This is a genomic window from Agrococcus sp. ARC_14 (genome assembly GCF_022436485.1).
Taxonomy (GTDB): domain Bacteria; phylum Actinomycetota; class Actinomycetes; order Actinomycetales; family Microbacteriaceae; genus Agrococcus.
The window spans coordinates 649,038-671,424 of record NZ_JAKUDO010000001.1 but is presented as its reverse complement, the minus strand read 5'-3'; the positions used below and the strand labels follow the sequence as shown (position 1 = coordinate 671,424).

Here is a 22,387-nt window from a genome sequence, read left to right as displayed (position 1 = left end):
CTAGGCGTCAGCCGATGATGCCGGTGGTCGGGCCGCCCGCGCGTGCTGGTGCGACGAGGCGCGGGCGCGACGTCATCGAGCGGTAGGCGGCCGCGAACGCGAAGCCGCCGGCGAGCCCGACCGCCCACCACGGGTCGCCGGGGATGTCCGGCATCGCGACCTCCGGGCTGTCGGCGGCCGGGGTGGGGATGCGCTCACCGGTGACGATGATGCGGTGGCTGTTGATGCCCAGCGGCGTGCAGGTGACGAGGGTGACGAGATCGCGGCCGGATTCGGGCATGAGGATGTCGGTGTCGCCGGGCTCGATGACCTGCACCTCGCCGACCTCGTAGGTGAGGATCTCGCCGTAGACGTCGAGCTCGAACACGTCGCCGGTCTGCACCTGGTCGAGCTCGCTGAAGAGCACCGACTCCGGCAGGCCGCGGTGGCCGGTGAGCACGCTGTGGGTGCCGGCGCCGCCGACGGGCATGGCGGAGCCGAGCAGGTGCCCGATGCCCTGCCGCAGGGTCTCCTCGTCGGTGCCGTGGTAGATCGGCAGGTCGACGCCGATGGCGGGGATGCGGATGCGCGCCATCACCGCTGCGGGGCCGAGGTTCAGCTGCTCCTCGTAGGCAGCGACGATCGCTCGCTGGTCGCTGAGCGGCGTCTGGCCGTAGGGGTCGATGAGGGCACCGCCGGTGAGCGTCTGGTTGTAGGCAGCAGCTGCCGCGAGCTCGGCTTCGCGGCCCTCGGGGCCGAGCTCGGTCATGACGTCGTCGTAGTCATCGACGCGCTGTGACTGCTCGAGCTGACTGAACCAGCCCGCTGCCGTCGGGTAGAGCAGGATGCTGACCCCGACCATCACCATGACGGCGATGAGCATCGAGGAGACGGTGCCGCGGCGACCGCGCGAGCTCGACGCGGCGACCGGGGTCTCCGGTGCGAGTGCGACGACTGCGGTCATGGCGGCTCCTGTGAAGGTCTGCGGCGAGAAGGGGAGCCCCGCGACAGAGGAGGGATGAGCCTCTGCCGCGGGGCGGTCGGGAGGGGCCTAGGCCTGAGCCTTGGCCTTGCGGCGGCGGATGAGCGCGAAGCCCACGGCGCCGAGGATGAGGCCTGCGCCACCGATCATGAACGCGACCTGGCCGCTGCCGCCCGTGATGGGCAGCGCGTAGGCCGGGACCTGCGGGTTGGCGACGGTCACGTCGACCGAGGTCGCCGACACATCGCCTGCGACGACCGTGTAGGCCGGGATCGGCGTTGCGGTGATCTGGTAGCCGACCGGTGCCTTCGTCTCGACGATCCAGTACTCGACGCCCGCGCGCAGACCGGGCACGAACGCGATGCCGTTGTCACCGGAGACGAACGTGTCGACGCCGTCGACCACGATCGGGTCGGTGCCGGCGACCGCGGCGGCCTCGGATGCGAACACCTGGAACTCGGCGCCGGCGAGCACGGCGGCCTGGTCGCCGGTCTCGTGCTTGAGGATGGCGATCGTGCCCCACTCGGTGCTGGCAGCGGTCGCGTCGAAGGTGTTGTCGTTGACCGTCAGGCTCGCGTCGTTCTCGATGACGCCGTCGCCGAGCACGTCGACGGTCGTGAGGATCTCGACCTCGACCGAGGCGGCGTTCGCTGCAGCGAGCTTCGTCAGTCCGGCAGTCGTGAAGGTGACCGAGACATCCTGACCGCTCTGCACCAGCTGGTAGTCGGCGGCGACGAGCGAGACGTTGACGCCGGTGACCGTCGCGCTGACGTAGCCGAGGCGGGCGTCGAGCGAGTCGGCGATGACGAACGAGCTGAGCGTGTCGTCGGCGGCGATCTCGGGCACGTCGGCGGTGATGGTCCACGAGATCTCGTCGCCCAGGCCGCGTGCGGCGCTGTCGTCGACGATCTTGTCGATCGCGGTGAGCGAGTTCTTCGGGTAGACGTGCACGTCGTAGAGCCAGGTGTTGTTCTGCGGCAGCGGCACGGTCACGAGGAACGGCGCGGTCTCGATTGCGATCTGGTTCGCACCCGGCGCGGTCTCGGTGACGAGGTAGACACCGAGCGGCAGCTCGTCGAAGACGGCCGTGCCGGTGGCGTCGGTCGTGATGGCGTCGACGGCCGCGAGGGGGCCGGCCGTCGCCGGGGTCAGGGCTGCAGCGGCGTCCCACCCGGCGTTGGTCGTCAGGTCGATGCCCGTGACGCGCTCGACAGTGAACTCGACGCCGACCAGCGGCGTGAGGCCCGTGGTGTCGACGACGGTGCCGTTGTTCGGCAGACCCGTCGCGTCGGCGGGCTCGGCGAACTTGTGCACGGAGATCGAGCCGACCGCGGCCGGGTCGATGTTGCTGGGGGCGGCGGATGCGGGCAGCGCGCCGCCGAGGACGGCGAACGTCGCGACCGCGGCTGCGCCGAGGCCGGCGGCGACGCGCGCCGTCACGCTCTTCTTGTTGGTTGCCATGGCGGCAGTTCCTTCCGGGGTGGGTGATGCAGAGGGTTGGGTGGGTCTGATGGGGCTCATGTCACGGCCTTGCCGAGCGACTGGAGCGGATCCTCGTCCTGACGAGGAGGGCTGCGGCGACGAGCAGACCGAGCAGGAGCACGCCTGCGCCGCCGAAGAGATAGGTGTCGGCGCCGATGCCGCCGGTGAGCGGCAGCGTGAGCGCTGGCGCGTCATCGTTGACGAAGCGATAGATCGCGTGCTGACCGGCAGTCACCGTCACCGAGGCAGCCTGTGTGTCCGTGAGCGTCTGCCAGTTCGCCGCCTCCGAGAGCTGCGCGGGCGTCGCGCTGACTGGACCGGTGTACCGCTGGAGCGCCTGGCCGAGGTAGGCGTAGGAGCCCATGTCCTCGCTCAGCGCGTAGGCGTGGCCCGGTCGCACCTCGAGCGTGTTGGCCGCCGTGACCGCGCTCGTGCCGGTGACGGTCGTCGCGCTGAGACCCGCGAGGGTCGCAGGCGTGGCACGCAGCGCGAACACCTCCGGCCCGATGGTGCCGCCGTTGTCGTTCACGACGACCTTCAGCAGCGTCAGCCGCGCGGTCTGGTTCGTCACGGTGCAGGTGACGCTGGCACCCGATCGGGCGACTGTGACATCCCCTGCCGCGCTGACCGCTACGGTCGCGCCGAGCTCGTCGACGCAGCGCCAGGCACCGGTCTGCACATAGGTCGCAGGTCCGCCGCTCTCGGTGAGGCGGTAGGCGACGCCGGGCGTGATCTCGCCCGTCGCCTGCGTCGAACCGGTGGTTCCCGAGGGGCCGGTGCGCGCGCCCTGGGGACCCGTAGCGCGCAGCTGCCAGCTGGTCGCCGCGGCCGTGCCGAAGGGCACCGTCTTGACGAGCGTGAGGGTAGTGGGGAGGGCTCTGTTGACGATCGTGCACTCGACGCTCGAGCCCGGGGTGATCCCCGTGAGTGTCGCGCCCTGCGCGTTCGGCAGGGCGACGGTCGAGGTCGCGCCCTCGACGGTCGTGACGTGGCACTCGCCTGCGACGAACGCGAAGCCCCTCTGCTGCGCCTCCGACACTGCGATGCTCGCTCGAGCGCTCGCGCTGCCGTACTGCAGGTTCCAGCGGGCCTCGCCCTGCGCATCGGTCGTCTGCGTCGACGCGGACGGCGTCGAGGTCACGGTGCCCGTGGTGGCCTGCGCTGCGGCGGTGACGCGCCAGCCGACCCCGGGTGTCGGGTTGGCGCCAGCGGTGTCCTCGACGACCTTGCGCACGATGACACTGGTGACGAGCGGCGCGTTGCGGAAGGTGCAGACCACGCTGGCTCCTGCGCGGTTCGGGATCGTCACCGACCCCGAGCGTGCGCTGCCGGAGGCGATCGTCGCTCCGTCCTCGTCGACGCAGGTGTAGCTCGAGGTGTAGCTGGACCCGTTCGCGGAGATCGTCTCCTGGATCGTGTAAGTCTGGCCCGCGAGCGCGGCCAGCGGCCCGAGCTGCACCGGCTGGATGCCCGAGGCTGCCCCGGTGGTGGTGGCTGTGCCGAGCGTCGTGGTGCCCCGCAGGGCAGACAGCGTGAACTGGTCAGCGCTCGCGACGCGGCCGACGACGTCCTTGCGGATCGTCAGCGTCGCCGGCGAGAGGCAGCTGGCGAGGTCGCCGCTGGCAGAGAGCGACGTCGTGACGCTGCCGGCGCGGAGCGCGCCGGTCGAGGGATCGTAGATGCGCACGGTCGTGCCCGTGCCGAGGTAGACGGTGCCGTCGCCCTCGAAGGCCGCACCGTTCGTCCCGCTCAGACCCACGAACGGGGGCGTCGAGCTGACCGGCATGGTGCCGCCTGCCGCGATCGCCGCGGCCGTGACGGTGTAGATGCGGGTGTCGCCATCGGTCGCGCTCTGCACCACGTAGAGGTTGCCGAGCGCATCGAAGGCCATGTCTCCGTTGCTCGTGCCGGTCATGCTCGTGGCGAAGCTGCCCACCGCGGTGACCGCAGCATTCGCCGGGTTGTAGACGAAGAGCTGGAAGGTGGTGACGCCGCCTACCGCGCGGTAGCCGCCGAAGTAGTAGCGGCCATCCGAGAGGCTGACGGCGCCGAGCACCACGCTCGTGTCGGTGGCGACGTTCGTCACGGCGGTGCGCTGCCAGCCGCCAGCGACGGAGTAGCGGTGGACCGCCGCCAGGCCGGTCGCGGTGCCGCTGGCTCGCTCGGCTGCGAACATGACGGTGCCACCGAGCCCGATGCCGAAGGCGTTCATCTGCGCAGTGCTGGCGACGCCGGTGAACCGGCCGAACTGGCTGATGGACGAGGTCGTGCCGGTGCGCACGACCTGGCTGACGACACCGTTGGTGGCGAGCGAGTAGAAGGTGCCGGAGACGCACAGCGCTGGCGGGTTCGAGCCGAGCTCGAACCCGCCGAGGTCGTCGACCCCGTTGGTCCGATCCGCCTGCGTCGACGTGCGCCACTCGGTCGCCGTCCAAGAGTAGCCAGCGGGCGCCGAAGCGGGGCGAACGCGATACTCGTACTCGGCGGTCGTGCTGTTGGACGCGATGCGGTGAGCCCCCACGTGGGTGATCTGGAACTCACCGCGATCAGGATCCAGGTCCCCCGGCGCCGCGCAGGCCGTGATCGTGCAGTCAGCGACCGTCGCACGGTTGCCCCACGCGCTCCAGCTGCCCCACGAGATGAACCAGAGCAGCTGGGTGCCCGTCCGTGCGCGGTACTCGATCTCGAACGTCGCGCCCGCCTGCGCCGGCGAGAGCCGCCAGTGGAGGTAGGGGGCCGCGACCGTGGGCTCTGGCGCGTTGACCGCCATGGTGCCGATCGACGGCGCGGCCAGCAGCTGCGGTGCCGCTTGCTGCGTCGCCTCCGGAGCCGGCGTCGCGGATGGCAGCGGCGCAGCGGTCGGGGCGGGCGTCGCTGCAGCAGACGCGCTAGGAGTGGGTGCAGGAGCAACCGTCTCCGTGGGAGCCGGCGCCGGCATCGCGGGCTCGCTGGCGGTCGAGCTGTTGGCGGGCGATGCCGCCGAGGCCGCCGGCAGCGCCGCGAGCTGGCTGAAGGGCAGGCCGATCACGGCCGCAACCACAATGGCCGTCGCTCGAGAGGAGCGGCGACGTGCAGCAAGGCGCGTGAGCATGGAGGTTCCTCCCTGGAGGTGTGTGAGGAGCAGGTGCCGGCGCTTCGTGGGAGAACCCACGGTGGTCTCGGGCATGCCGTGCTTCGCCTCGAACCTATTGAGCGAACCTCAGGATGAATGGGCGTAGCCCCCAAAACAGACTCAGGAATCTGAGAGAGATTCAACTCCGGAAAAGCCAGAACACTGTTCGGGTAGAGGTTTCCTCAATTTCGCTTCGCGTCTGCTCAAGATCGGGATGCCGAACCGTTCACACGACGGACACGCGCCACGCGTAGCCTGGCCCCATGTCCACACCTCGCACCCGCGCCGACATCGAATGCTGGCTCACCGACATGGATGGCGTGCTCGTCCATGAGTCGCGGCCCCTCCCCGGTGCCAAGGAGCTCCTGCAGCAGTGGCAGGACGCCGGCACCGAGTTCCTCGTGCTCACGAACAACTCGATCTTCACGCCCCGCGACCTCGCGGCGCGACTGCGCGCATCCGGCCTCAATGTGCCCGAGGAGCGCATCTGGACCAGCGCGCTCGCGACGGCCGACTTCCTGCTCGATCAGGCGCCCGGCGGCTCTGCCTACGTGATCGGCGAGGCGGGCATCATCACCGCGCTGCACGAGATCGGCTTCACGATGACCGACACCGACCCCGACTTCGTGGTCATCGGCGAGACCCGCTCCTACTCCTTCGAGGCGATCACCAAGGCGATCCGACTGATCGCCAAGGGCGCGCGCTTCATCTCCACCAACCCCGACGCGACGGGCCCGAGCGCCGACGGCATCCTGCCCGCCACCGGCGCCATCAACGCGCTGATCACGACGGCCACCGGCCGCACGCCCTACATCGTCGGCAAGCCCAACCCCATGATGTTCCGCTCGGCGCTCAACAAGATCGGCGCGCACAGCGAGAACACCGGCATGATCGGCGACCGCATGGACACCGACATCATCGCCGGCATGGAGGCAGGCCTGCACACCGTGCTCGTGATGACCGGCATCTCCGACCCCGCGAGCGTCGAGACCTACCCGTTCCGTCCCGACGAGATCCTCGACGGCGTGTACCAGCTGGTCGACGAGAAGCCCGTGGAGTCCGACCTCGACGAGCCGCACGCGGACATCTGACGGGCGGATGCGGTCGCCCGCTCAGGCGGTCAGGCCTCCGCGAGCAGGCGGATGACGTGGGCTCCGAAGGCACCGCCGGCGAGCGCAGCAGCGATCGCGGCGAGCGGCAGCACCGCCTTCTCGACGGGGCGGTGCGCGACCTCGCGTGCGTCGAGCCCATCGAGGCGGATCCAGCCGTAGCGAGCAGCCTTCCCGCGGTGCGCGGCGAGCACGACGAGCACGATCGCGAGCACCCCGGCGGCGAGCACGAGCACGAGCCACAGCAGTGACAGGCTCGCCCCCTCTGCGGCGCTGAAGGGCGCCAGCGCCAGCGCCGCCAGTGCGATCGGCAGCACCCACCAGGTGACGGGCGGGCCGAAGCCGCGCGCGACCAGCAGCCACAGCGCGGTGCCACCCGCCAGCGCCACGAGCCCCAGCATCAGTCCGCCCCAGCCGGCGACCTGGCAGATGCTCTCGGAGTGCGCGCCGCAGGCGCCGTCGTCGAAGGAGATGAGGAGGCCAGCTGCGCTCGATGCCGCGCTGGTGCCGAAGCCCACCGCCGACCACGCGGTCAGCAGGCCGAGCCAGGCGGTGAAGCGATCACCGGTGACGATGAGCGGCGGCGTCCTGAAGAAGCGCGCCGACCAGCTCATGGCTGCAACGCTACGCCGCCCCCGCGAGCGCTGCGTCGGTGCGATCGAGCAGCCTGTCGAGCTCGCGAACGGCCGCGCGGCCCGCGCGGTTGGCACCGACCGTCGACTGGCTGGGGCCGAAGCCGATCAGGTGCACGCGCGGCTCGGCGACGACGCGCGTGCCCCGCACCTGCACGGCGCCCAGCTCATTGCGCAGCGCGAGCGGGTCGAGGTGCGAGAGCGACGCCGTGAAGCCCGTCGTCCACAGGATGGTGTCGACGCTCGTGAAGCTGCCGTCGGCCTCGCGCACGCCGTGCGGCTCGATGGCGACGAACATCGGGCGCCGCTCGAGCGCGCCACGGGCCTTGGCGCGCAGCGCGTAGTCAGTCCAGAGCAGGCCCGTGTAGGAGACGACGCTGCCGGTCGGACGGCCCGCCTCGGCATCGGCGGTCACGCGCTCGATCACGTCGCGGCCGTTGATCTCAGGCTCGAAGTCGCCCTCGAGGAAGACGGGCTCGCGGCGGGTGTACCAGCGGGTGTCGGCGACCGCCGAGAGCTCCTCCAGCAGCTGCACGGCCGAGATGCCGCCGCCCACGACCGCCACCCGCTGCCCGGCGAAGGCCGACGCCGCCGCGTAGTCGCGCGTGTGCAGCTGACGGCCCTGGAACGCATCCGCCCCCGGGTACTCCGGCAGCCGCGGGTTGTTCCAGGTGCCGGTGGCGTTGATGATCGCGCGGGTGCGCCAGGCGCCTGCGCTCGAGGTGACGAGCAGGGCGCCTCCGGGGTCAGGGTCGGCGCGCGTGACGCTCGCCACCGCGACCGGGCGCAGGATCGGCAGCCGCATCGCGCGCTCGAAGGCAGCGAAGTAGCGCGGCACGGCCGTGCGACTCGGCTCCTCGGGGTCGGCGGGCGGCTGCGCGAAGCCCGGCAGGTCGAAGATGCCGTTGACCGTGCGCATGCGCAGCGACTCCCAGCGGTGCTGCCAGGCACCGCCCGACGCGGCATCCGCATCGAGCATGACGAAGCTGCGCTCGGCCTCCGGCTGCTCGAGCGCGCTGGCGTAGCCGCGCTGCTGCAGGTGGAAGCCGGCGGAGAGGCCGGCCTGACCGGCGCCGATCACGACGATGGAGGCGCTGCGCTCGGCCGCTGCGCTCGACTCGGTCATCGCCCGCTCACTCTCCTCATCGTTCAAAACTCAACGATATGGAGAACCGGGGAACGGGGCCGTTTCTTCCCCGCGCGGCGCCAGCGGATCAGAGCGTCAGGTAGAGCAGCTGCTGGGCGCCGCTCAGGAGCAGGCCGAGCAGGCCGGCGATGCTGATGCCGATCGCGACGCCGGCGAGCACGCGCGCCGGCTCGCGGCGCAGCAGCGATGCGATGCCGAAGCCGAGCGCGCCGAGCGCGAGGAGTCCGCTGACGACGGCCCCGACCGCGCCGATGACGCCGACCACGTTGTAGTTGCCGCCTTCGCGGACGAACCCGAAGGTCACGAAGCCGATGCTCGCCCCCGCCACGGTGCCCAGGCCCGCCAGCACCAGCGCCACGATCGCGAGCGGCTTGCCCCGCCCGCCCGGCTTGCCTGCGGGCTGCTGCGGGGAGTGAGGTGCGTAGTGCACCTGCGCGTGCTGAGCCTGCGGTGCGTGCTGGGCCGGCGACGCGTACTGTGCGCCGGCGTCGGGCGTGGGCTGCGGGTGCGTCATGCGCTCAACCTATGCGTGCCCGCTGAACGCGGTCTGACGCATCCGTCGGTCGTCGTGCGCCGTATCGTCGAGGGCATGATCCCCGCCGACTGGATGCCCCACCGCCGCGCCGACGGCGAGACGGTCGGCTTCGTGCGAGCAGCGGGCGAGGGCTTCCAGCCGATGGATCTGTTCGGTCGGCCGCTCGCCGCTGCCGGCGAGTGGCTCGCGGCCGAGGAGACGCTCGACGCGCACACGATCGCCTGGATCGACCAGCCCTGGATGCTGGAGGTCGACGGGGCGGATGTGCGGGTGCGGGTCGTCGAGGTGACGCCGGCACGGATCCGGGTGAAGCTCGATGACTTCGGCGACGTCACGACGAGCGCGCGCTTCTGGGAGGTGCCGGTGCCGGAGACGGGCAGGCTGCGTCCGGCGCCTCCGATCACGGAGTGGCCGGCGCGCGATTGAGGGTCAGGCGGGCTTCAGCAGCCAGGCGATCACGAGCATCACCGGCAGCGCCATCACGGTCGTCAGCAGCACGATGTCGCGCGTGATGACGGTGGCGCGGTCGTAGCGCAGCGCATATTGATACATGTTCTGCGCGCTCGGCAGCGCCGCCATCACCGTGCAGGCGTAGACCAGGTGATCGTCCATGCCGAAGGCGAACTTCGCCAGCAGGAAGGCGGCGACCGGCATCACGAGATTCTTGAGCGCCACCGCGAGCACCACCTCGCGCCGGCCCGTGCCCGGCTGCAGCGGCTTGTCACCGCCGAGCGAGATGCCGAAGGCCAGCAGCATGAGCGGCACCGCCGCACCGCCGAGGATCTCGAGCGGCGCCAGCACCGGGTCGGGCAGCTGGATGTCGAAGGCGGCGACGACCGCGCCGAGCATGGCACCGATCAGCATCGGGTTGCGCAGCGGCTGCGTGAGGATGCCGACGAAGGATGCGCGGCCCGCGGTGAGGATGTCGAGCGTCGCGAGCAGCAGCGGGGCGAGGATGAGCAGCTGCAGCAGCAGCATCGGGCCGATGAAGCTCGCGTCGCCGATGACGTAGATCGCCACCGGCAGGCCGATGTTGTTGACGTTGCTGTAGCCGGATGCGGTGGCGGCGAGGGCGATGCGGCTCGGGTCCTTCGTGAACCAGATGCGGGCGACGACGCCGTAGATCACCGCGACGATGGCGAAGGTGATGAGGGCCACGGCCAGCACGCTCGAGAACAGCAGCCCGACATCGGCCTTCGCGAGCACCGTGAACAGCAGCGCGGGGCTGGCGGCGAAGAAGGAGGTCTGGTTGAGGACCAGGCGGCCCTCCTGCGAGACGATGCCGAAGCGGGCGAGCAGCCAGCCGACGAGGATGACGAAGCCGATGATGGCGAACCCGATGAGCACTCCGCCCATGCCACCTCCCCGTCAGGTTGTCAGATAGCCAATCTACTGCGGGGTGAGGCCGAGGTCGTCCAGCGTGATCGCCGCGCGGTACTCGACGCCCGCTGCCTCGATCGCCGCCTGCGCACCGGTCGCACGGTCGACGATCACGGCGACCGCAACCACCTCGGCGCCGACCTTGCGCAGCGCCTCGATGGCCGCGAGTGGGCTGCCGCCGGTCGTGGAGGTGTCCTCGACCACGACGACGCGCTTGCCGTCGAGCTCTGGCCCCTCCACCTGGCGGCCGCGGCCGTGGTCCTTCGGCTCCTTGCGCACCACGAACGCATCGACCGTCTGATCGCGCGCGAGGCTGCGGTGCAGCACGGCGTTCGCGAGCGGGTCGGCGCCCATGGTGAGGCCGCCGACGGCCGCGACGTCGGGGATGTCGGCGATCAGGTCGAGCAGCACGTCACCGATGAGCGGCGCCGCGCGGTGGTCGAGCGAGAGCTTGCGCAGATCGATGTAGTAGCTGGCGCGCTTGCCGCTGGTGAGGACGAAGTCGCCGTGGAAGACGGCCTCGTCACGGATGAGCTGGATGAGCTGGTCGCGCGCGGTCACGCCACCAGGCTACTCACGCCGGGTCGGTCGATGCGCTCACTGCGCTCGCCGCGCTCGGTGTGACCGGATGGTCGGGCAGCGGCACATAGGCGACCCGCGGCTGCCGCCCCGTCCAGGCGGCGAAGCGCTCGGAGCGAGTCGCGTCGGCGGGCGGCTCGACGGCGGGCTCGAAGATGCCGGGCCCGCGGATGGTCTCCTCGTTCGCGCGCTCGCGGTAGTCCTCCATCCACGCCAGCAGGCCGGAGGGGAACTCGAGGTTGGCCGCGAGCCCGACGCGCACGGCGCCCCAGCGGATGTCCCACGCGTGCATCGCCATGTCGAGCGTCGCGAGCGGCAGCGGCTGGAAGGCCTCCTCGCCCGCCTCGTGCGCGGCCGTGCGCAGCTGGGTGGCGAGCTGCTCCCACACCTCGACGGCCTCCCAGTCGGTCGAGCTCGTCGTCACCGACTGGTGCTCGGCCGTCAGGTCGTTCTCGCCCAGCGCTCGCCCCAGCAGCGCAGAGCCTCCGTACTCCGATTGCACACCGGTGGTGTGGCGGATGACGTCGGCGATCGACCACTCGCTGCACGCCGACGGCAGCCCGAGCCGATCGGCGGCGGAGCGAGCCTCGGCAGAGAAGAGGTCGAGAGCCTGCAGGTAGCGTTCGCGCGCGGTGCCCATCCGTCCATTCTGCACCCGCATGCGTGTGAGCCCCGGTTGGCCCTCCCGACGCATCCGCGCCCCTAGGCTCGATGCATGCGCATCGCCACCTGGAACGTGAACTCCGTGCGGGCTCGCTCGGCCCGCATCGTCGACTGGCTCGAGCGCAGCGACGTCGACGTGCTCGCCATGCAGGAGATCAAGTGCAAGACCGAGCAGTTCCCCTACGAGGCCTTCGAGGCCGCCGGCTATGAGGTGCAGGCGCACGGCCACAACCAGTGGAACGGCGTCGCGATCGCCTCGCGGCTGCCGATGAGCGAGGTCGAGCGCGACTTCCCCGGCCAGCCCGGCTATGCGAACAGCGGCGACCCGGTCGTCGAGGCGCGCGCCATGGCCGCGACCGTCGAGGGCGTGCGGCTGTGGAGCCTCTACGTGCCCAACGGCCGCGAGCTCACGCACGCGCACTACGGCTACAAGCTCGAGTGGCTGCGCGTGCTCACCGGCCTGCTCGATGAGTGGCGCGGCCACCCGCTCGCGCTCATGGGCGACTTCAACATCGCGCCGCGCGACACCGACGTGTGGGACATCGGCTTCTTCGAGGGGCTCACGCACGTCTCGCAGCCGGAGCGGGATGCGTTCCAGGCGTTCCTCGACGCCGGCCTCGTCGACGTCGTGCGCGACCGGGCGCCCGGCTACACCTACTGGGACTACAAGGCGGGCCGCTGGAACAAGGACGAGGGCATGCGGATCGACTTCGTGCTCGGCAGCCCCGAGCTGGCAGCGCTCGTCGGCCGCGCGTCGATCGACCGCGACGAGCGCAGCGGCGACGCCCCGAGCGACCATGTGCCGGTGGTCGTCGACCTCGATCTCGACACCGAGCTCGACGACGATCGGCCGATGATCTTCTGATGACGGATGGGTCGGGGCGCGACTCCCAGGGTGCCGAGGACTGGGAGGAGCTCGAGCCGCAGCGCGTGTGGACGGCCGCCGATCGGTGGCGGCTGGCCGCGTGGGTGCTGGTGTTCGCCAACCTGCTCGGCGTGCTGATGCTCGCGCCGGTGGGCGACGGCGGCCTCGTGCAGGCCGCCGAGGCAGCGGGCACCGACGACGGCCCCGCTCGCCTCACCTACTGGGTCACGGTGCTCGTCGCCACCTTGGTCGGCAACGCGATCGGGGCAGCGGCCGCAGCCACGAAGCGGCGCTGGGCGATCGTGCCGCCGCTGCTGGCCGCCGCCGTCTGCTGGATCGCGTTCTTCGTCGCGCAGGCGATGGTCTGACCGCCGACTGGCGCAGCTAGGCCGGATCCGCCGTCTGCAGGCTCGCAGCGCGCGGCTCGAGCTCGGCATCCACCGGCGCATCGTGGCGGCCGAGTGCGCGCAGCACGAGCGCGACCACCGTCGCGCAGGCGAGCAGCACCCACGACGAGTAGACGAGCGCGAGCGGCACGCCGCGAACGGACACCGGCGAGACATACAGGAACAGCGCGACGCAGAACGAGAGCACCACGACGATGCCGGCGGATGCGCCGAGCCAGAAGGTGGACGGCTGGCGCCAGACGGCGGCGCGGCCGAGCACGAGCACCGCCCAGGTCAGCGAGGGGCCGGTGACCGACATCAGCCAGTAGGGCACCAGGTCGGGCACGTCAGGCTCGACGATCGCGATCACCACCGTCGAGACGATGGCGTGCAACAGCACGACGACCGCGACCGGCATGCCGGTGGCGAGCATCGATCTGCCGGGGGTGGGATCCATGCGTGCGCTCCAGTCGATGAGCGTAGGCCAGCCGGTGGAGGCGCGCCAGTGCTGCCGTGCGCGCGCCGGGCTGGGGGTGCGGCGGACGCTCGCCCGATCCTCCGGCGGGCGGCTGACGCAATTCCGTTGCGGGCGACGGCGACCTCCGTCGCCACGCTCAGAACTGGCAGGAAAGGCGAGGCTGAGCGCAAGATACGTGCGCGAAGGCCGCTTTACGCTGGAAACACGCACTGATCGAGCGCAATGGCGCCACGATCGACCGCCCTTCGACCTCGCCAGGAGGCTCCCATGACGATGACCCAGGCCACCGCCGCCGACCTCCGCCAGCACCGCGCTTGGCTCCAGATCAAGGCAGCCGCGACAGCACTGCAGCCGCTGCAGTCGAAGAACGGCTCCATCGAGGATGCCGCGCACCACGACGCCGCCCGCACCCACGTCGCCGAGCTGACCGCGGGCATCCGCACCATGGCCCCCGAGTTCCCGCACGATGCCGCCTACCTCGAGCAGGCCGCTCTCGACTTCGAGCGCTGGGCCGACGGCGCATTCGGCGAGCCCGACTTCTTCGATGCGCTGCTGCAGTTCCAGCCCCAGCAGCACCGCGTCGACGGCCTGAAGCACCTCGTGATCTTCCCCATGTACACGCAGAACGGCTCGCCGAACCGGCTCGTCGAGGCCGTGCTCGTGGAGGTCATCTGGCCCGAGTTCATCGCCGAGCTCGAGGCCGGCGACTACTCCAACGCGCTGTTCGTGCCGCTGCGCTTCATCGACTTCACCGCCGGCTACGACACGAACTCGGCCGTGCTCTTCCCCGAGACCGTGGCGATGCGCGAGATCCCGGCGTTCACCTGGGGTGCGATCTTCCAGGACCGCGAGGCCGCGCGCTTCCGCCGCGTCGTCGAGGCCGCGTGCGAGGTCACGAAGCTCTCGCTGCCGGCGGATGCCGCTGCACTCGTCGCCGACCAGCGCACGGCGGAGGAGACCTTCGTCATGTGGGATCTCATCCACGACCGCACCCACATGCGCGGCGACCTGCCCTTCGACCCGTTCATGATCAAGCAGCGCATGCCGTTCTTCCTCTACTCGCTCGAGGAGCTGCGCTGCGACCTCACCGCGTTCCGCGAGTCGGTCGCGATCGAGCGCCGCATCGCCGCGGACGAGAAGGCGACGGATGCCGACCGAGACCTTGCGAAGCACGCGAAGCACGTGCAGTACGCGGTCATCTTCGACCGCATCTTCCGCTTCGCGATCACCGGCTCGCGCACCCGCAACTACGACGGCCTCGGCGGCCAGCTGCTCTTCGCGTGGCTGCACCAGCACCGCGTGCTGCACTGGACCGACACGCAGCTCGCCTTCGACTGGGACGAGGTGCCCGACGTCGTGAACAAGCTGGGCGAGGCCATCGAGCTGCTCTACTGGAAGTCGATCGACCGGCCGAAGGTCGCGCACTGGCTGGCGGCCTACGAGCTGGTCTCCTCCGTGGTCGAGCCGCACCCGGCATCCGCCTGGAAGGCCGGGACGCTGCCGCTCGACGGCACGCCCCGCCAGCTGACCGATCTGGTGATGGACGACGAGTTCCCGCTGTCGATGTTCTACGAGGCCTTCGAGAAGAAGATGCGCGCCGTCATCGCATCGACCGAGGGCATCACGGGCGAGACCGCCTAGGGCCTGACCGGATCCGGCACGGCGGGATCCGGCACGGCGGGATCCGGCACGGCGCTCGCTGCGCCTGCCGGATCACGCGGTGCGACGAGCCGCGCGGCGGTCGCGGGCGACCTGCGCGGCGACGACCACGACGCCGGCGCAGCCCGCGAGCAGCCAGGCCGAGATCGCGATGCCCGGAGCCTGCACCGGCACCTGCAGCACGATGAGCGGCACCGCGGCCGCGAATGCGACGATCGCGACCACGATCGCCGAGAGCACGAAGGCGGTGCCCTCGACGCGCCGTCGGGATGCGGCGCGGGCGACCACGAACGCGCCCCAGACGAGCGCGGGCACGATGGCCGTCTGCACCCAGAGCAGGCCGTACTGCGAGACCAGCGCCGCGCTCGGCCAGCCCCAGCCGGGCGTCTCGGAGATGACCGGATCGCTCGCCCAGACGATCGCTGCGAGCAGGAGCGCGTGGAGCGCGACGGCCGCGAGGGCACGGGAGCCGGTGATGGCGACGGGATGGGGTGCCCTTCGAGGGGTGCCCGTCGGTGCGAGTGCTTGGATCACACTGTTACGGTACGGCTCGAAGGCGGCCGGCACCAGCGCGAGATGTCGACCTCCGGCATGACCCTCGTGCGGGAGCTCGCGCCGCCGTACAGTGAGCAGCACGGCGGCCGCCGCGCGCGCTGCCGCCCGTCTGGAGTCACGCCATGGCGACGATCGCGGCCTACACGAGCCCGTCGCTCGGACACGTGCTCCCCTTCGCCGGCGTGCTGCTCGAGCTGCAGCGGCGCGGCCACCGCATCCGTCTCCGCACCCTCGCGAGCGAGGTGGGGCGGATGCGCGGGCTCGGCTTCGACGCCGACGCGGTCGATCCGACCGTCTCGGCCGTCGAGTTCGACGACTGGCGGGCGCGCAGGATGCTCGACGCCTACCGCCGCATGTGCGAGATCTTCTGCGAGCGCGGCAGGCGCGAGGGGCCAGATCTGCGCTCGCTCATCGATGCGTCTCAGCCGGATCTGGTGCTCACGGACGTGAACACCTGGGGCGCGGCGGCGGTTGCCGAGGGCTGCGGCCTGCCGTGGGTGTCGCTCGCCACCTACCCTCCCGCGATGCGCTCCCACGGCTGCCCGCCGTACGGGCCGGGGCTGCCGCCGGCGACCGGCCCCGCGGGGCGCGCCAGAGACGCGATCATCACCCGCACGATCTACGACCCGGCGATGCGCACGACCACGCCGATGCTGAACGCGATGCGTGCCGATGTCGCCGGGCTGCCGCCGATCGCCGACTATGACGCGATGGTGCGGCGCGCACCGCTGACGCTCGTCACGACCGCCGAGCCGCTCGAGTACCGGCACGACGACTGGGCGCCCGACCTGCAGCTGGTGGGTCCGACCACGTGGGAGCCGCCGGCCGCCCCGCCCACGTGGCTCGCCGAGATCGAGGGCCCGATCGTGCTGGTCGCCACCGCCACCGACTACCAGGGAGACACCGACATCGTGCGGACGGCGCTGCTCGCGCTGGCCGACGAGCCGGTGACGGTGGTGGCCACGATGGCGCACGGCGCGAGGCTCGGCATCCCGGTGCCGCCGAACGCGCGCATCGAGCGGTTCGTGCCGCACAGCCAGCTGCTCGTGCGCGCGAGCGTGGCGATCACCCACGGCGGCCTAGGCGTGACGCAGCAGGCGCTCTCGCACGGCGTGCCCGTGGTTGCCGTGCCCTACGGCCGCGATCAGCTGGAGGTGGCCGCGCGCGTGCAGCACGCGGGTGCCGGGCTCCGGCTGCCGCGCAGCCGCCTCACGCCCGAGCGGCTGCGCCATGCGGTGCGTCGCGCGAGCGGCATGCGCGCGGGCGTCGCGGCGGTCGCCGCCGGCCTCGCCGCGGCGGGTGGCGCGCCACGAGCCGCCGACCTCATCGAGGAGCAGCTGGCGCTGCAGTCGGCGCGCGGCGGCAGGTGACCGCTCTCAGGCGGAATGCCGCCCACGCCCGAGCCGTTGTCTGACTGCAGAGACTTCCGATGAGAGGACACACCACATGGCCAAGATCACTGTGCTCGGCGCGACCGGGTTCGCAGGCGGCAACATCGCCAAGGAGGCCGCCGAGCGCGGCCACGAGCTGACCCTGGTGTCGCGCTCGACGCCGCTGGATGCACCCGCCGGCGCCCGCGTCATCCAGGGCTCGGTGCTCGACGGCGACGTGCTCGCGCAGGCGATCGACGGCGCCGACGTCGTGATCGGTGCGCTCTCCCCGCGCGGGGACATGGAGGGGAAGGTCGCGGATGCGTACGCCGAGATCGCGGGCAGGCTCGCGGGCACCTCGACGCGCTTCATGATCATCGGCGGCTTCGGCTCGCTGAAGAACGCCGACGGCGAGCGCATCGTCGAGACTGACGCGTTCGAGCCCGCCTACAAGCCGGAGGCGCGCGAGCTGTTCGCTGCCTACGAGCGCGTCAGCGCGATCGAGGGCGTCGACTGGACCTACGTCTCCCCCGCCGGTGCCTTCGGCAGCTACATCCCCGACCAGGTCCGCCGCGGCGAGTACCGCACGGGCGGCGACACCCCGGTGCTCGACGCCGAGGGCAACTCTGCGATCTCTGGCGCCGACTTCGCCATCGCGATCGTCGACGCGATCGAGCAGGACACGCACCGCCGCGCGCACGTCTCCTTCGCCTACTGAGCAGCCCATCCCGGCCAGACCGGTACCAAGTGGCCGCCGGATGCGGCGATCCTGACCATTCGGTACCGGTTTGCCGGCGACCCGGCGACAGCGAGCCTCAGCCCGCTGACCTGCGCCGACGCCCGGCGTGCGACGATCGTCGCGTGACCCACCCCATCCGTCGTCTGCTGCGGCGGGTGCTCGCGCCCGTGAGCCGCACCCGCGCGTTCCGCCGCATCGGGCCGAAGGCGATGCCCGTCGCCGAGCGCATCGCGACGAGGCTGACGGGCGGGCGACTGGTCGTCTCTGGCATCCTCGTGCCGTCGCTCGTGCTGCACACCACCGGCGCGAAGAGCGGGCATCCGCGGGCGTCCGAGCTGATGTTCACGCCCGATGGCGACGGCGGCGCGATCGTCGCGGGCACGAGCTTCGCCCGCTCGGCGCACCCCGGCTGGACGGCCAATCTCGCCGCCCACCCCGACGCCGAGGCGGTCGTGCGTGGGCTGCGCTACCCCGTGCACGCGACGCGCATCCCGGAGGCTGAGCGGGACGCCGCGTGGGCGCGCATCGAGGCGCAGTGGCCCGGCTACCGGCAGTACGAGCGCGACGCCGGGCGCACGGTGCGACTGTTCCGGCTGACGACGGATGCGGTGCCGTCGCCGTTCCGCGAGCGCCGGTAGGCGCGCCCTCGCATTTGCCGTTCCGCGAGCGCCGGTAGGCGAGTCTCCGCGGTCGCACACCCCGGGCCCCGCCCGGCCGGGCAGACTGTCTGCATGCGCATCCTCATCGCCGGCGCCACGAGCGCGCTCGGCCACGCCACCGCATCCGCTCTGCTGGACGCCGGGCACCACGTCATCGCGGTCGGCTCGAACGCCGATCGGCTCGGACTCGTCGACGCGAGCGAGCGCTTCGAGTGCGACCTGACCGATCTCGAGGCGGTCGAGGCGCTGGCCGCAGAGGTCGGCGAGCTCGACGGCCTGTTGCACCTGGTGGGCGGCTGGCGCGGCGGCGGCGGGCTCGCGGGGCAGTCCGACGAGGACTGGGCCTGGCTCGAGGCGCGCGTCGTCGGCACGCTGCGCAACACGTCGCGAGCCTTCGCCGATGCCATCGGGCGATCAGATGCGGGGGTCGTCGCGATCGTCTCGACCACCGGTCTCGAGCGCCCTACGGCGGGCAACGCGAACTACGTGGCGCTCAAGGCGGCGGCCGAGGCGTGGCTCGCCGCGGTCGGCCACGCGCTGCGGGAGACGCCGGCGCGCACGGTCGTCAAGCGGGTGAAGGCGCTCGTGTCGGATGCCGACCGGGCGGCGCAGCCGGAGCGCGCGTTCGCGGGCGCCACCGACGTCGCGGCGCTGGCGGCCGAGCTGGCCGCGGAGTTCGCGGCCAGCCCCGGCTTCGACTGAGCTGTCGCAGCCGCCAGCCCGGACGGCCGGCGAGCGCCGATCATCCGACCGTCAACCGGTGAGGAGCGGCCTCGACGGGATAGTCCCGTCGGAGGCTCCCGTCACCGGTTGACAAGCGGGCGAGCCGCGCCCGCTGGGCAGATCGCCGCCTCAGGCGGGCATGCGCTCCAGCACGAAGACCGGGATCAGGCGATCGGTCTTCTGCTGATAGTCGGCATAGTCGGGGTAGGCCGCCACGGCCCGCTCCCACCACAGCGCGCGCTCGTCGCCGGAGATCTCTCGCGCGAGGTAGTCGTGCCTCTCGGCGCCATCCTGCAGCTCGACGTGCGGCTGCGCCTTCAGGTTGTAGTACCAGACGGGGTGCTTCGGGGCACCGCCGAGCGATGCGACCACGGCGTACACACCCTCGTGCTCGACGCGCATGAGCGCCGTCTTGCGCAGCTTGCCGCTCTTGGCGCCGACGCTGGTCAGCAGGATGATCGGCATCCCGCGCAGCGTGTTCGCCTCGGCGCCGTTCGACGCCTCGAACGCCTCCGCCTGCGTGCGCGCCCACTCGGATGTGCTCGGTTCGTACTCGCCCTCAAGCGGCATGCGTGCTCCTCTGCGTTCAGATGAATCGGATGCTGTCGACGCTACTCGCCGTCGGTCTCGCTCTGTCGACGTGCGGCCTGGGTCTCGTGACGCGGTCGGCCTTCGGCCGAGCGCTCCTCGACCAACGCGGCCGCACAGGCACGCATTCCGCTTAGAGGCGCCCGACGCGCGTCACCCGCACAACCGCGACGCCCGCATCCGCCGACGCCGCCAGATCGATCGAGGCCCAGATGCGCCAGTCGTGGTCACCGGCCGGGTCGGCGAGGATCTGCTGCGCTTCCCACACAGCGGGCCCCTCGTCGATGACGAGCATGCGCGACGAGCGCGCATCCGCCCCCGTGCCGATCGTCTCGTGCTCGTCGTAGTAGGCGTCGAGCGCATCGCCCCACGCGGTCGCGTCGAAGCCCGCGGCCGCGTCGAGCTCGCCGAGCGCCTCGTGGCGATCGAGCGCCGCGAGCTGCACGCGCCGGAAGAGCTCGTTGCGCACCAGCGTCCGGAACGCCCGCGGGTTCGCCACCACGCTCGGCGGCGGGGGCGGCGCGATCGGCGTCTCGCCGGGCGCGGTGGGGTGCATGAGCTCCTCCCACTCGTCGAGCAGGCTCGAGTCGACCTGCCGCACGAGCTCGCCCAGCCACTCGATGATGTCGAGCAGATCCTCGCTCTTCGCCTCCTCGGGCACCGTCTGCCGAATCGCCCTGTACGCATCCGAGAGGTAGCGCAGCACGAGCCCCTCAGAGCGCGCCAGCGAGTAGTGCTGCGTGTAGTCGGCGAAGGTCATCGCCCGCTCCCACATGTCGCGCACGACCGACTTCGGCGACAGCGCGAAATCCGACACCCACGGCTGCGAGGAGGCGAAGACCGCGAGCGCCTCGGTCAGCAGCTCCTCGAGCGGCTTCGGGTGCGTGACGTGCTCGAGCAGCTCCATGCGCTCGTCGTACTCGATGCGCTCCGCCTTCATCGCCGCGACCGCCTCGCCGCGAGCGAGGAACTGCTGCTGCGACAGGATCGGCCGCGGGTCGTCGAGCGTCGACTCGATGACCGAGATGACGTCGAGCGGATGCGTGGGGTCGGCCGGGTCGAGCACGTCGATGACCTCGAGCGCGAACGGGGAGAGCGGCTGATTGAGCGCGAAGTTGGGCTGCAGGTCGACGGTGAGGCGGATGCGCTGGCCACCGGGCATGGACGGGTCCGGATGCTGCTCCACAACGCCGGCGGTGCGCAGCGTGCGGTAGATCGCGAGCGCCCGCCGCTCGAGCGCGAGCTTGCGGCGCCACGGCTCGTGCGACGAGGCGATGAGGTCGCGCACCTCGGTGAAGGCGTCACCTTCGCGCCCGATCACGTTGAGCAGCATCGAGTGGCTGATCTGCATGCTGGAGACGAGCGGCTCCGGCTCGGCCTCGATGAGCTTCTCGAACGAGGGCTTGCCCCACGAGACGAAGCCCTCCGGTGCCTTCTTGCGCACGAGCTTGCGTCGCTGCTTCGGGTCGTCGCCGGCCTTCGCGAGCATCTTGGCGTTCTCCGCCTCGTGCTCGGGCGCCTGCACCACCACCGTGCCGGCGGTGTCGTAGCCGGCCCTGCCCGCACGCCCCGCGATCTGGTGGAACTCCCGGGCGCTGAGCTGACGCATCCGTGTGCCGTCGAACTTCGTGAGCCCCGTCAGCAGCACGGTGCGGATGGGCACGTTGATGCCGACCCCGAGGGTGTCGGTGCCGCAGATCACGCGCAGCAGCCCCTGCTGCGCGAGCTGCTCGACGAGACGCCGGTACTTCGGCAGCATGCCCGCGTGGTGCACGCCGATGCCGCTGCGCACGAGCCGCGAGAGCGTCTTGCCGAACGTGGTGGTGAAGCGGAACTCGCCGATCGCGGCCGCGATCTCGTCGCGCTGCTCGCGGGTGATGATCTTCACCGAGGCGAGCGCCTGTGCCCGCTCGAGCGCGGCCGCCTGCGCGAAGTGCACGATGTAGACGGGCGCCTGGTTGGTGGCCAGCAGCTCCTCGATGGTCTCGTGCACCGGCGTCATCGCGTAGGAGTACGACAGCGGCACGGGGCGCTCGACGCCGGTGACGACCGCGGTCTCGCGGCCGGTGCGGCGGCTGAGGTCGTCGGCGATCGCCGTGGTGTCGCCGAGCGTCGCCGACATGAGGATGAACTGCACGTGCGGCAGCGTCAGCAGCGGCACCTGCCAGGCCCAGCCGCGCTGCGGGTCGGCGTAGTAGTGGAACTCATCCATCACGACCTGGCCGACCTCGGTCGCCTCGCCGTTGCGGAGGGCCAGGTTGGCGAGGATCTCTGCGGTGCAGCAGATGATCGGGGCGTCGCCGTTGACGGATGAGTCTCCCGTGACCATGCCGACCTGCTCGGCCCCGAAGACCTCGACGAGGGCGAAGAACTTCTCGCTCACGAGCGCCTTGATGGGCGCGGTGTAGAAGGTGCGCTTCCCCTGTGCGAGCGCGGCGAAGTGCGCGCCGGTCGCGACGAGCGACTTGCCGGTGCCGGTGGGCGTCGAGAGGATCACGTTCGCGCCCGTGACGATCTCGAGCAGCGCCTCCTCCTGCGCGGGGTAGAGCGTCAGCCCGCGCTCGGCCGCCCACGCCTCGAAGGCGTCGAAGGCGGCGTCGGGTTCCCAGCGCTCGGCATCCCGGAGAGCGGTGGCGTGGTCGAGGAGGGTCATCCCCTCGAGTCTGTCGTACCCCGGCGATGCGCGTCGCTTCTCACTCTGCGAGAGCGGCCGTGGCGAGCCCGTGGCAGTCGTAGGAGTGTCGTCGGCACCACGTCGACCAGGA

General features: G+C 71.3%; 22 protein-coding genes. 9 read left to right on the top strand and 13 right to left on the bottom strand.

The genetic code is table 11. The features are described 5' to 3' along the window. Positions 1-7: 7 nt before the first annotated feature. The 3 genes from MKD51_RS03400 to MKD51_RS03390 all read right to left on the bottom strand — a co-directional run bounded on the left by MKD51_RS03400 (position 8) and on the right by MKD51_RS03390 (position 5,471). Complete coding sequence (locus MKD51_RS03400; RefSeq protein WP_240238183.1) at positions 8-943, bottom strand: class C sortase; 936 nt, start codon at positions 941-943, stop codon at positions 8-10. A gap of 87 nt (positions 944-1,030) precedes the next feature. Continuing rightward, entirely contained in the window at positions 1,031-2,422 is a 1,392-nt protein-coding gene (locus tag MKD51_RS03395) for a SpaH/EbpB family LPXTG-anchored major pilin (RefSeq protein WP_240238181.1), read from the bottom strand. Between the two features lie 61 nt (positions 2,423-2,483). Continuing rightward, positions 2,484-5,471 carry a hypothetical protein gene (locus MKD51_RS03390; RefSeq protein ID WP_240238180.1) on the bottom strand — a complete coding sequence of 996 codons (2,988 nt, stop codon included), beginning with the start codon at positions 5,469-5,471 and terminating at the stop codon, positions 2,484-2,486. Positions 5,472-5,818: 347 nt separating this feature from the next. On the opposite strand from MKD51_RS03390, the gene MKD51_RS03385 reads away from it, so the two are divergent. Further along, on the top strand, positions 5,819-6,646 hold the full coding sequence (locus MKD51_RS03385) for an HAD-IIA family hydrolase (RefSeq protein WP_240238178.1): 828 nt from the start codon (positions 5,819-5,821) through the stop codon (positions 6,644-6,646). A gap of 29 nt (positions 6,647-6,675) precedes the next feature. Here the strand turns inward: MKD51_RS03385 and MKD51_RS03380 are convergent, their stop codons facing one another. The 3 genes from MKD51_RS03380 to MKD51_RS03370 form a co-directional block, all read right to left on the bottom strand. Then, positions 6,676-7,278, bottom strand: a complete 603-nt coding sequence (locus tag MKD51_RS03380) for a hypothetical protein (protein ID WP_240238177.1) — start codon at positions 7,276-7,278, stop codon at positions 6,676-6,678. 10 nt (positions 7,279-7,288) lie between these two features. Further along, a complete protein-coding gene (locus tag MKD51_RS03375; RefSeq protein ID WP_240238175.1) occupies positions 7,289-8,422 on the bottom strand; it encodes an NAD(P)-binding domain-containing protein in 1,134 nt (377 codons plus the stop codon). Positions 8,423-8,510: 88 nt separating this feature from the next. Continuing rightward, positions 8,511-8,957: a hypothetical protein gene (locus MKD51_RS03370; protein ID WP_240238173.1), complete on the bottom strand. Its 447-nt coding sequence runs from the start codon at positions 8,955-8,957 to the stop codon at positions 8,511-8,513. A 15-nt stretch (positions 8,958-8,972) separates the two neighbouring features. Between MKD51_RS03370 and MKD51_RS03365 the strand changes: the two genes are divergently transcribed. Continuing rightward, positions 8,973-9,404: a hypothetical protein gene (locus MKD51_RS03365; protein ID WP_240238171.1), complete on the top strand. Its 432-nt coding sequence runs from the start codon at positions 8,973-8,975 to the stop codon at positions 9,402-9,404. A gap of 3 nt (positions 9,405-9,407) precedes the next feature. Here MKD51_RS03365 and MKD51_RS03360 read toward each other — a convergent pair whose 3' ends face one another. From MKD51_RS03360 to MKD51_RS03350, 3 genes are read right to left on the bottom strand one after another with little or no spacing between them, the layout of a single operon-like run. Next, positions 9,408-10,334 (bottom strand): AEC family transporter, encoded by a 927-nt coding sequence (locus MKD51_RS03360; RefSeq protein ID WP_240238169.1) that lies wholly within the window; start codon positions 10,332-10,334, stop codon positions 9,408-9,410. Between the two features lie 33 nt (positions 10,335-10,367). Then, complete coding sequence (pyrE, locus tag MKD51_RS03355; RefSeq protein WP_240238167.1) at positions 10,368-10,919, bottom strand: orotate phosphoribosyltransferase; 552 nt, start codon at positions 10,917-10,919, stop codon at positions 10,368-10,370. Between the two features lie 13 nt (positions 10,920-10,932). Then, a complete protein-coding gene (locus MKD51_RS03350) occupies positions 10,933-11,577 on the bottom strand; it encodes a hypothetical protein (protein ID WP_240238165.1) in 645 nt (214 codons plus the stop codon). Between the two features lie 75 nt (positions 11,578-11,652). On the opposite strand from MKD51_RS03350, the gene MKD51_RS03345 reads away from it, so the two are divergent. Then, positions 11,653-12,465, top strand: coding sequence for an exodeoxyribonuclease III (locus tag MKD51_RS03345; RefSeq protein ID WP_240238163.1), 813 nt, complete (start codon positions 11,653-11,655; stop codon positions 12,463-12,465). Then, on the top strand, positions 12,465-12,833 hold the full coding sequence (locus tag MKD51_RS03340; protein ID WP_240238161.1) for a hypothetical protein: 369 nt from the start codon (positions 12,465-12,467) through the stop codon (positions 12,831-12,833). The genes MKD51_RS03345 and MKD51_RS03340 overlap by 1 nt, the downstream gene beginning before the upstream one ends. Positions 12,834-12,849: 16 nt before the next feature. Here the strand turns inward: MKD51_RS03340 and MKD51_RS03335 are convergent, their stop codons facing one another. Then, a complete protein-coding gene (locus MKD51_RS03335; RefSeq protein ID WP_240238159.1) occupies positions 12,850-13,308 on the bottom strand; it encodes a hypothetical protein in 459 nt (152 codons plus the stop codon). A 288-nt stretch (positions 13,309-13,596) separates the two neighbouring features. Between MKD51_RS03335 and MKD51_RS03330 the strand changes: the two genes are divergently transcribed. Beyond that, positions 13,597-14,970: a DUF6421 family protein gene (locus tag MKD51_RS03330; protein WP_240238158.1), complete on the top strand. Its 1,374-nt coding sequence runs from the start codon at positions 13,597-13,599 to the stop codon at positions 14,968-14,970. 72 nt (positions 14,971-15,042) lie between these two features. On the opposite strand, the gene MKD51_RS03325 is transcribed toward MKD51_RS03330, so the two are convergent. Beyond that, entirely contained in the window at positions 15,043-15,522 is a 480-nt protein-coding gene (locus MKD51_RS03325) for a hypothetical protein (RefSeq protein WP_240238156.1), read from the bottom strand. Positions 15,523-15,665: 143 nt separating this feature from the next. Between MKD51_RS03325 and MKD51_RS03320 the strand changes: the two genes are divergently transcribed. The 4 genes from MKD51_RS03320 (at position 15,666) to MKD51_RS03305 (ending at position 19,013) form a co-directional block, all read left to right on the top strand. Further along, entirely contained in the window at positions 15,666-16,913 is a 1,248-nt protein-coding gene (locus MKD51_RS03320; protein WP_240238154.1) for a glycosyltransferase, read from the top strand. 76 nt (positions 16,914-16,989) lie between these two features. Further along, positions 16,990-17,631, top strand: a complete 642-nt coding sequence (locus MKD51_RS03315; RefSeq protein ID WP_240238152.1) for an NAD(P)H-binding protein — start codon at positions 16,990-16,992, stop codon at positions 17,629-17,631. A gap of 143 nt (positions 17,632-17,774) precedes the next feature. Next, positions 17,775-18,290, top strand: coding sequence for a nitroreductase family deazaflavin-dependent oxidoreductase (locus MKD51_RS03310; protein WP_240238150.1), 516 nt, complete (start codon positions 17,775-17,777; stop codon positions 18,288-18,290). A 93-nt stretch (positions 18,291-18,383) separates the two neighbouring features. Next, positions 18,384-19,013 (top strand): SDR family NAD(P)-dependent oxidoreductase, encoded by a 630-nt coding sequence (locus MKD51_RS03305; RefSeq protein WP_240238147.1) that lies wholly within the window; start codon positions 18,384-18,386, stop codon positions 19,011-19,013. 150 nt (positions 19,014-19,163) lie between these two features. On the opposite strand, the gene MKD51_RS03300 is transcribed toward MKD51_RS03305, so the two are convergent. Beyond that, on the bottom strand, positions 19,164-19,604 hold the full coding sequence (locus MKD51_RS03300) for a nitroreductase family deazaflavin-dependent oxidoreductase (protein ID WP_240238145.1): 441 nt from the start codon (positions 19,602-19,604) through the stop codon (positions 19,164-19,166). Positions 19,605-19,755: 151 nt separating this feature from the next. Next, positions 19,756-22,275 (bottom strand): DEAD/DEAH box helicase, encoded by a 2,520-nt coding sequence (locus MKD51_RS03295; RefSeq protein WP_240238143.1) that lies wholly within the window; start codon positions 22,273-22,275, stop codon positions 19,756-19,758. Between the last annotated feature and the right edge of the window lie 112 nt (positions 22,276-22,387).